Source organism: Bacillus sp. AFS037270 (genome assembly GCF_002585305.1).
In genome coordinates this window covers 48,257-57,715 of sequence record NZ_NUNF01000047.1, presented here as the reverse complement: position 1 = coordinate 57,715, position 9,459 = coordinate 48,257, and the positions used below count along the sequence as shown (strand labels likewise).

The 9,459-nt window shown below is 36.4% G+C and carries 8 protein-coding genes; 4 read left to right on the top strand and 4 right to left on the bottom strand.

The genetic code is table 11. The features are described 5' to 3' along the window. Both COD92_RS22515 and COD92_RS22510 read left to right on the top strand, forming a co-directional pair. On the top strand, positions 1-481 hold a 481-nt coding region (locus tag COD92_RS22515; protein ID WP_255286679.1), incomplete at its 5' end, for a hypothetical protein. Positions 482-612: 131 nt separating this feature from the next. After that, a complete protein-coding gene (locus COD92_RS22510; RefSeq protein ID WP_098531054.1) occupies positions 613-1,149 on the top strand; it encodes a sugar O-acetyltransferase in 537 nt (178 codons plus the stop codon). A 291-nt stretch (positions 1,150-1,440) separates the two neighbouring features. Here COD92_RS22510 and COD92_RS22505 read toward each other — a convergent pair whose 3' ends face one another. Beyond that, positions 1,441-2,316: a PIG-L deacetylase family protein gene (locus COD92_RS22505; protein ID WP_255286680.1), complete on the bottom strand. Its 876-nt coding sequence runs from the start codon at positions 2,314-2,316 to the stop codon at positions 1,441-1,443. A gap of 1,144 nt (positions 2,317-3,460) precedes the next feature. On the opposite strand from COD92_RS22505, the gene COD92_RS22500 reads away from it, so the two are divergent. Beyond that, complete coding sequence (locus tag COD92_RS22500; protein WP_098531056.1) at positions 3,461-4,030, top strand: dihydrofolate reductase family protein; 570 nt, start codon at positions 3,461-3,463, stop codon at positions 4,028-4,030. A gap of 213 nt (positions 4,031-4,243) precedes the next feature. Here COD92_RS22500 and COD92_RS22495 read toward each other — a convergent pair whose 3' ends face one another. Continuing rightward, a complete protein-coding gene (locus COD92_RS22495) occupies positions 4,244-5,482 on the bottom strand; it encodes an IS110 family RNA-guided transposase (RefSeq protein WP_098531057.1) in 1,239 nt (412 codons plus the stop codon). A 528-nt stretch (positions 5,483-6,010) separates the two neighbouring features. Here COD92_RS22495 and COD92_RS33450 point away from each other — a divergent pair. Continuing rightward, entirely contained in the window at positions 6,011-6,178 is a 168-nt protein-coding gene (locus COD92_RS33450; protein WP_098531075.1) for a YolD-like family protein, read from the top strand. 6 nt (positions 6,179-6,184) lie between these two features. Here the strand turns inward: COD92_RS33450 and COD92_RS22485 are convergent, their stop codons facing one another. Together COD92_RS22485 and pdxR are read right to left on the bottom strand one after the other, a co-directional pair. Beyond that, positions 6,185-7,201, bottom strand: coding sequence for an extracellular catalytic domain type 1 short-chain-length polyhydroxyalkanoate depolymerase (locus tag COD92_RS22485; protein WP_176550467.1), 1,017 nt, complete (start codon positions 7,199-7,201; stop codon positions 6,185-6,187). 687 nt (positions 7,202-7,888) lie between these two features. Next, on the bottom strand, positions 7,889-9,367 hold the full coding sequence (gene pdxR / locus COD92_RS22480) for a MocR-like pyridoxine biosynthesis transcription factor PdxR (protein ID WP_098531060.1): 1,479 nt from the start codon (positions 9,365-9,367) through the stop codon (positions 7,889-7,891). Between the last annotated feature and the right edge of the window lie 92 nt (positions 9,368-9,459).

Here is a 9,459-nt window from a genome sequence, read left to right as displayed (position 1 = left end):
ACGGATTCAGTACATTTTCAATCTTTGTGGTGAAGCGCCGATTTTTTCGCTTCATGGATGGCTAACGGGGCAGGTTAGTGGAAGAAAAATGATAAAATATGTATATAAAATTGCAATTTTGGACGTGATTACAATGGATAAGAGGCTATTAGAAATATATGTGGAATGGGAAGATAAATTAGATAAAGATGAGTGGTATTTTAGTAATTCATTCGAATCAATTACTAAGGTAATGTCTCCCGAAGAAGCATTTAACTATATTCCAAATGTCATTGAGGTTTTATTAAGTTTAGACGATGACTTTTTAGTATGGGAAACCCTTTACTTCTTAATTGAACTTTATAGTCTTGCTGATACCACCCAGATACATCCACTCCTCGAAAGTAATTGGTCTAAGTTAACACAACATATTAAGAAATATGAGGATTCTTATGCTACTCCATTTAAAGAACTTATAAGACAACTTAGAATAAAAGAATGAGGCAAGTACCATATTCAAGTAAAGGGTGCGACTGTTCAATTAGAGCAGTCTCTTTTCTTGTTCCGAAAACGTGGCAGGTTACTTGAAGAAAATGTGGTATTTTATAAATAACTGAAGAAAGGAGACTTGATATGGAGGATAAAGAGAAAATCTACTACGAACGAGGTACGGATGAACTAAGGTTGAAAAATATTATTGCCCATAAACTTGTTCAAGAGTTTAACAATTGTCCAATCGAAGATTCAGAAAGAAAAGATGAAATTATAAGGGAATTATTCGGAAGTGTCGGAGTAAATCCGAGTATTGAGCATAATTTCCACTGTGACTTAGGATACAACATCCAAATTGGAGACAACTTCTATGCTGGATATAACTGTACTATATTAGATATGGCAGAAGTAAGGATTGGTGACAACTGTATGATTGGTCCTAATGTTGGACTGTACACGGCGGGTCATTCAATTGAACCAAAAGATAGAAACAAGAGTGGTTATGCGATTCCAATAACAATAGGAAATGATGTGTGGATTGGTGGCAGTTGTGTTATCTTACCTGGAATCACTATTGGTAATAATTCAATTATTGCTGCTGGTTCTGTTGTTACGAAAGATGTACCTACTAATTCAATAGTGGCGGGAAATCCAGCGAAGATACTGAAAAGTATATAAAGTTCTAATGTTCCAAGAAAGATTGTGAAATATTGTACTTAAAGTAACGGGTGCGATTCTTCAATAACGAAGGACCGCTTTTCTTATTCAAGTAACGGGGGGTTATTTGAACAATCGTCATTAGCTTTTTTTCAACAATCGGGACAGATTATGGAGGATCTTTTCTAAAGATAACTGGAGATTTATGTTAAAATAGTTGGAGATTGTGAAGGAAAGTACTTAAACTATAGATGTAACCTTTTACTATGAAGGAGGGACAAAAACGGGTCAAACAGTTTTATTGATCTCAAATTAACGAGGTTCCATGCCCCAGAAAATTTCTTCGCTCTTTGTAAAAGATTGAAGATATTCTCTATCTACAAGTTGTGAACGGTAAGCACGAATAGCCTTCAGCTTTTGAAGTGCAACAGCTTCATTCAGAGGCACTCTTTCTGGCGGAGGCCATGGAACAAAGCGAGGAATAGGAACTCCTTTAAAATCAAGTGCTTCATGAAAAGCAAAAGGATCTCGTGGAGTAATCCCTTGGGGCCATGGCCATTCGGAATCAGGTCCACTGTGAATTAAATAGGTATGAACACGACCTTGATACCCTAACACTTTAATTGCGTCTCGAACAAACCAGTTGACTGCCATGTGGTCAAGGTGCTGATCGGCTGCTTCAGGGACATAGATGTCTTTCGGCTGAAAGATCTGAATGAGATCCATCGTATCAGAGAGTGCGAATTTCTTTAGATAGGGTGCAGGTTTGCCATATGCGAGCTTGTGATAGTCAATTTGTACAAGTCCATAGGTTTCTTTTTTTAGTGTAGTTGGCGACTGGAAATAATTAGAGTCTTTACTCTGGTACACCTTGTTTACTGCACCATCAGGGTACCCTAGAAAAGTGATATTTGAAGGGTTTAGTCCCAGCATCTTAGTAGCAGCAAACACTTCTAACTGGCGTACCCGTGACAATTCAAGGTAATCCCAAGAACTGAGATTATCAATGTTTTTGTTCACAAGCATTGAAGCAGCTTTTGTGTATCCATCCCCATTCGTAAAGAAGACTACATGAACTCGCTTTCCTGCCGCCAATGCATGCATTATTACACCCCCACAGCCAAGAGTCTCATCATCGGGATGTGGAGCGAAAACCAGGATGTCAACCGAATTAGCGCTAACACCCATATTACCTGTTAGATTACCAGAAACAGTTCGTGTTGAGTAAAATGGTGCTAAGGGTATTCCTGGTGTTAAAAATGCTGGTTCTGATTCGTGTAGGGGCGGTTGGTGATACGGATTATAGTGCATCCCATAAAATGGATGAGATTGTATTGAGTTGGGCAAATAAAAAGTAAAAGGCAGCAGTAATTCTGATTCATTCACCTTAATTCCTCCTCGTATCTTAGTAGTAAGAGCTCTTTCTAGAAGAATTTCCAGTTGATGTTGATCCGGATCCTCTAAAATTCACTCTAGATTTCTATAGGTTTCAAGGCCAGTCTTTCGGCTTGCCTATCTATAAATATTTTTTTTACCCTTGTTTCACTCACTTGATGGGAAAGCCGAGGTAAAGATCTATATTTATGATTAATAGATTTATGTGTATTACTATACCTTTGGAGGTGAAAGGTATGTTACAAATGCTTGTGGTGTAGATGTAAGTTTTCGTTTTCATCATGTCTATTTTATGAAGAGGACGGTGATTCAATTACTGATTTTTCTGTTTCTAATGATCAACACAGAGCTGAAACCCTAATCAAACGAATGCTGGAGACAACCGGATAAAAGTCAGATTGCACACTTAAAAATTGTTATGGAGCCACCAATAATTACTGATGGTATCTTGCCCACGACCTTTAAGATCAGCTTAAAGGCTAACGAAAAAGCTCCTGTTCGCTTTACGTAGGTGACACTTGTGATAATGGTAATGCACCACCAAAACCATTAACCAAGTATAGAGCTACATACGAAAGTAGCTATTATTATGAAAACCAAGTGGAAATAAAAGAGATTCTTGTTTTCTAAATAGAAGCTAAATTTAATTGATATTCAGCAATCGGGCGCTTTTCTTTAGTAAGTATGCATCTTTTTGATATGCTTCTACACATTAAGGGATTAGATTTTGTAAAGGTAAAAAAAGATTGTGAGTATTTTCACTTAAAATAACGGGTGCATTACTTTAACAATGAGGTAATGCATTTTTCTTATTCAAGTAACGGATCAGTTTAATAACATAAGTAAATTTATTCAGACATAAATGCTATCAATAATGAAAATATAAATAACGTTGGCGGTAGAAACAATATCTAAATGATTAAAGGGAGGAAGAATTATGTCCAATAACGTAAGATCAAGAAAAATAATTTTAGATTTAGCAGTTACTTTAGATGGTTTTATTGAAGGGACAAATGGGGAAGTTGATTGGTGCATTATAGACTCTGAGATGGGGTTTATTAATTTCTTAAATCAAATTGATACAATTTTATATGGAAGAAAAAGTTACGATTTATGGGGACAATTTACTCCTGAAAATGAAGATATTGATATTGAAAAAGAAATTTGGGAATTAGTTCATAGTAAAGAAAAATATGTGTTTTCCAGAACGCAAAAAGGGACTGAAAATAAAGCAATATTTATAAATGATAATATTCTTGAAGAAGTAAATAACTTAAAGAAAAAGCCTGGTAAAGACATCTGGCTATATGGCGGGGCAAGTCTTATTACATCTTTTATCAATTTAGGGCTTGTTGATGAATTTAGATTATCTGTTCACCCTGTTATTCTTGGAGAAGGAAAACCGTTGTTTATTGATATAAAACAAAGGTTGAATTTAAAAATGGTTAATACAATAACGTTCTCCTCTGGCGTTGTGCAACTAATCTATCATTTGAATGGGAATTAATAATATTTCATATTCCAAAGATAAAATGCAATAAATTTCATTAGGAAATACTCGATAGTAATTGTCGCTTCTTCACTAAACCAGCTAATAGTTTGTCAACATTTTTCAATAAAAAGTTTAATAACATCATGATATACTAAAAATGTTCATGCCAAATAACCTTCCGTTGTACACTTATTGGAAGGTTTTGTTGTATTTAGTTAAATATAGTTTCTATGCTATATCTTGGAAAGCTGTTCTGCTTTTTAGTAAGGCATAAATCCAATGTAAGAGTTTGTTTACACATGCAATAATCGCTACTCTAAAGGGTTTTCCTTCTTCGCGTTTCTTATCGTAAAACTCACGTAGTCTTCTATTGCGTGGAATAATCTCATCAGTCGTTTTCTTTTTACGGGAATCCCGAATACCACTTTGAACAGCCATATACAAGGCATGGCGAAGTCTACACGAGCCACGTTTGGTTATTCGGTTTACCGATGCAGTAAACTTTCCAGAAGAGTACACACTAGGATCTATTCCAGCGAATGCAACTAACTTCTTGGCATCATTAAACCGATCTATCTCACCGATTTCAGAAATAATCGTTGCAGCGATTTTTTCTCCGACTCCAGGGATAGATTGAAGGATTTCATATTCTTCAATTTCACTAGCGAGGGCATCTATTTCATCCGCAATATTGGATAGATGCTCTTGGTATTGAAGAACAATCTTAACCAAGATTTCTAGATTAAAAATATGACTATCGTAGAGATTGTCCTGAAAAGGATTACGAAGGGCAGCTTCTCTTAACTTGTTTGCCTTTTCCTTTGCCCAAGACTCTGAACGACTTGTACATAATGAAGCTATTGTATCCGTTAACTCTTTTTCACTCACTCTTAATACAGCCTTAGAAGTAGGGAATTCTATTAAAGTAAGCAAAGATACTTTCGAATAGAGGCTCCCAAATACACCTCGATACTCAGGAAAAACCTGATCAATTAGAGAATGTAGCTGTAACTTTGTTTTCGCTGATATTTCCGCAATACTTTCTTGTTGTCTTGTAAGATTACGAAGGTTTAAAAGTTGAACACCACGTTTCTTATAAGGCTCCAGCTCCTCTTTATAAAATAATTCACAAAGGTGATAAGCATCGATTGCATCTGTTTTTACCTTTCGAAGGCTAGAGCTTTTAGCTCTATGTGAGATAAGCGGATTGACGATAATATAAACATATTTTTGTTCTTCAAGAAACTGAATAACGGGAGTATGATAGTGTCCTGTTGATTCTAAAACAACCGAAGGTTGATGCCCACCAGCTGCTTTTTCTACATCTTGAAGAAACTCTAATAAACTACCTAAACCTCTAAGATCGTGTTTAATACTAAAACTCTTACGATATGGTTTACCCTTATCTAAAAATGCCTGTACCTGACTTTCTCCTTTTGATACATCCAGACCGATGACTGGATTCATACTTTATCTCCTCCTAAAAATACAAATTAGTCGGTATCCCCTTAGGCTTCTTGTAATGTCATAGGTTCGCTTGTTAAACGGGATCTTTGTCCCAACCAGCCTGAAACATGTTTATACAAGTAGGGGGTGAACAGTTTAGCTAACGGAATCTAGTCCCACGGGTGCGACGTTCTACCCCGACTACCGTAATAATAAGACCATAAACAAAAAGGTCAACCAGAAAAATCTGGCTAACCTTATATTACGAACGGGTGCTATAGTTGAAGAAAGCCATTAATTGGACCTAAACGTGTCCTTTTTATTAACGGAACGTTAGTTCGTATATAATGAAAATCGAAGAGGTGAATGAAATGTCCATACGGGACCTCAGTAAAATTAATTGGCAACCTGCGTCTTTTTTACCTTAGCATTCGATATGCAACGTTTGATGTTTAAGGATCAAGAACGCCAGCTTAAGCCATTGATAGTCGAACATGAAATGGAGGAGTTCGACCAGAAGATGACTACGCAAAGGCGGAAAACTTATCGATAAAGCTGACAATATGGGATGACGGATTTACCAAGGAAGTAACTTGTCTAATACATTACGTTGATTCAATTACTCATCAACTTCGTAAAGCAGTAAAGCCTTGCGAGTTTAAGCGGGTGTCATTCGAGGTTGTGGTTGGAGTAGGTGGACCTAAGAGAATAAGATGAATAGTTTTATCCTCTTTTCTTAAAAAGCTTTGTAAAAAGGTCACGAAAAAAGTTCTTTTTAGGTGTTTCGACCAGATTTTCAACAGTGTGCTGATGTTGTTTGGTGAAAAAATTCCAAATGATTTCTGTTGCATTTGGTCCTAATGGGTCGGTATATGAACCATTTGAGCTCCCGCCAGACCATGCGTGCCCCATTTGATCAATCATCCATAGTTCCATTAAAAGTTCACCGCCCCCATCACCGTATACATGTTTAGTACAACTTTTTCCATTGATAAGGTCTGATTTGACATGGTGAGGTGTTATATCAGCTCTTCCTGTACCACCTTCTACAAGAAAATTAGTTTGTGCCCACTGTATGATAACCTGCTGTCCATTAATGGGATGTACAACCGTATCGCAGATGCCATGGAAAACAATGACAGGCATTTTCTTCTTGAACTTTCCCATTTCCTGAAAAGCGCCGTTTCCGCATGCATAGGGGTCCGAAGCGCCTTTTTGCATGCTTTCTGTAGCTGCCTTAGCCATTGGATCGGTTAGAAAAAATACATTCGCAGCATCATAGGGAAGTCCCGAACAGACTCCGATACCGCTAAATACATCTGGATAGGTAACTCCAAGAATGCAAGCGAGTGCCGCACCTGCAGATAATCCCGCTGCGTACACCTTACCTGAATCGATGCGGTATCTACTTTTAACCTGATTAATGATTGCATTAATTAACCTGGGATGTCCCTCTCCACGGTGCTGATTTTTATCTAAAAACCAGTTCCAGCATCCAAATGGGTTATAACCAGCCGGATCCATAGGATTAAACAGGTGATTCATGTCAGGATAGAGTACGAGAAAGTTTTCTTTTTCAGCAAGCTCATTCATATTTGTTCCAGCAGCAAAATCATCCGGATCTTGTTCACATCCATGAAGCATTACCAACAACGGAGTATCTTTTTCTTCTTGATATTCGCTCGGAACATAAAGTTTGTACCTAAAATTCTCATATGAAAAATCTAGAAATTCCCCCAACTCTATCAACCTTCCTAATTTAAACTACATGTTTCCATTATACTTCTACATTTTCCTTTTTTCGAAAGATAGCATTTTTTGAATTCTACTATACGTCAAACGCATTCAATATTGAAAAAAAACAGCTACTCTACCTCCTACTATGTATTTTAAGAGACAAAATAGGAAAGTAAATCCTTCTATTTACCTTTAGCTTTTATATCTAAAGTAGTAATATTGGATTATTGTATAAATATTTAGAAGAAGATTGGCATGAAATTCCTTTAAAAATAATGACTAACTTCTTTCAAAAAAATACGTTTTTAATTGAAAAACCTTCCTTTTCCATTCTTCGAGAACCGAAGGAAAGAATTTGTGAACTTTGTCGAGTGAAATGAAAATGAGTTATTGGACAAAACGAACATAATCCCACTAGAAGATAAGGTGCTTGTTGAACTAACGGAGGCATTAGTTAAAGAAGGAACTTGTGCATACTTTTACCCAAATGTCATGCGGAGGCCTATGGATGAATCATTTTGGTATAATATTGGGTAGATTGTAGGATTATTTTGAAGTTTGGCTATTTGCGTGGTTCTACATTTGACCAAAATTAAATAAAGGTGGAAGTGTTACGAAATTAAAAACCGATATTCTTCTTTAGGTTAAAGGAGAAATCGGTTTTTTTTGCTTAATATTTGCAATTCTATATTAAAAATATGGTGAGCCATCATTCACTTTTCTAGATGAAATTTCCGTATGGAAAATTTTACATAATATTGAAATTCCCTGTTGTAAATGTTCCTCATTCATATAAGAGTAACATAATCGTAAATGTTGATTTCCTTGCTCAACAGGGTAACAAGCTGAACCTGGTAAGAAAGTAAGTCCATGTTTTTTCGCTTCTACTAATAGGTGATTGGTATTGAACCAAGAAGGAAGAGTTAACCACAAGTTCAATCCTCCTTTTGGAATTACCCATGACACCTCGTCTAAGGCGTGTTGTGAAAGTAACTCAACAACCAAATTTCGTCTTATTTTCAAAGCAGTTCTTAACTTTTTGATATGATCAATCATTCTTTGTGAATTGATAAAAGGTAATATTGCTTTTTGTGTGAGTAAAGGACTTCCTAAGTCAGTATTTGCCTTGGCTGCTAATAAACGATTAAATATAGAGCCGGATGCAGTTAATATTCCAATTCTACAGCTTGGTGCTAATGTCTTGCTTAAACCTTTTAGGTAAATAACGTGTCCGCACAGATCCATACTTTTAATCGAAACTGGTGGCTTTTGATCAAAGTAGATTTCACTACAAGGATCGTCCTCAACAACTATAATTTGGCTACTTTGAGCTATTTCAAGAATTTGTCTACGGCGTTTTAAAGACATAACGGTTCCTGTTGGATTATGAAAAGTAGGTATCGTATATATAATTTTTGGTTTATATTTGTCACATAAATTTTGGAGTAGATCTACTCGCATTCCATCCCTATCAACAGGAACGGTGAGTATGGTAGCTCCTCTTCCACGAAAAACATCAATCGCTCCTGGGTAGGTAGGGGCTTCCATCACAACCACATCACCTTGTCCAACAAAAGTACGTGCAACAAGATCCATTCCTTGTTGTGAACCACTCGTGATTAAAATGTTCTCAGGTGGAGAAGTCATTTCATGTCTCTTCAAATACTCATGAATTTCTTTTCTAAGTTGCGCATCACCTTGAATTTCTCCATATTGAGATAAAATTCTTGGGTTTTCAGAAAGCATTTGACGAATTTCTCGCTCTAAATATCGATTAGGCAGGAGTGCTGGATCAATCATAGACGATGAAAGGTGAATTTTCTCTGGGACATGATGATACTGGCCAAACTGAGATCTGGGTAAATAATCTTGAACAGATAACTGCCAATCATATGAACAAGTATCTACTGTATCATCTACTTTCTCTTTCCCCTTCTCTTTTACAAACGTACCTTTCCCTTGGACAGAGGTAATGAAGCCTTCTTGATCCAATTGTCGGTACGCCTTCACTACTGTAACCAAACTTACCCCAAGTTCATTCGATAGTTCTCTTACAGAAGGTAACTGAAATCCTTCTACCAACAGTCCTGACCGAATCCGATCCACAATTGATTGATATATTTGCTTGGAAAGTGAAATTCCAGCATTTCGTTGAATTTCGAATTGCATAATTAGTATCCCCTTAGTGTTATATATCGGTGTTGAGTGTTATATATAATTTAATATAGAATACCCATAAATAAGTAGATTATATTATAACA

What these genes read in the sequence shown, in the direction of transcription:
- COD92_RS22510 (WP_098531054.1), top strand. Translation starts at nt 613, where the DNA reads ATGGAGGATAAAGAGAAAATCTACTACGAACGAGGTACGGATGAACTA.
- COD92_RS22505 (WP_255286680.1), bottom strand. Translation starts at nt 2,316, where the DNA reads ATGGGTGTTAGCGCTAATTCGGTTGACATCCTGGTTTTCGCTCCACAT.
- COD92_RS22500 (WP_098531056.1), top strand. Translation starts at nt 3,461, where the DNA reads ATGTCCAATAACGTAAGATCAAGAAAAATAATTTTAGATTTAGCAGTT.
- COD92_RS22495 (WP_098531057.1), bottom strand. Translation starts at nt 5,482, where the DNA reads ATGAATCCAGTCATCGGTCTGGATGTATCAAAAGGAGAAAGTCAGGTA.
- pdxR (WP_098531060.1), bottom strand. Translation starts at nt 9,367, where the DNA reads ATGCAATTCGAAATTCAACGAAATGCTGGAATTTCACTTTCCAAGCAA.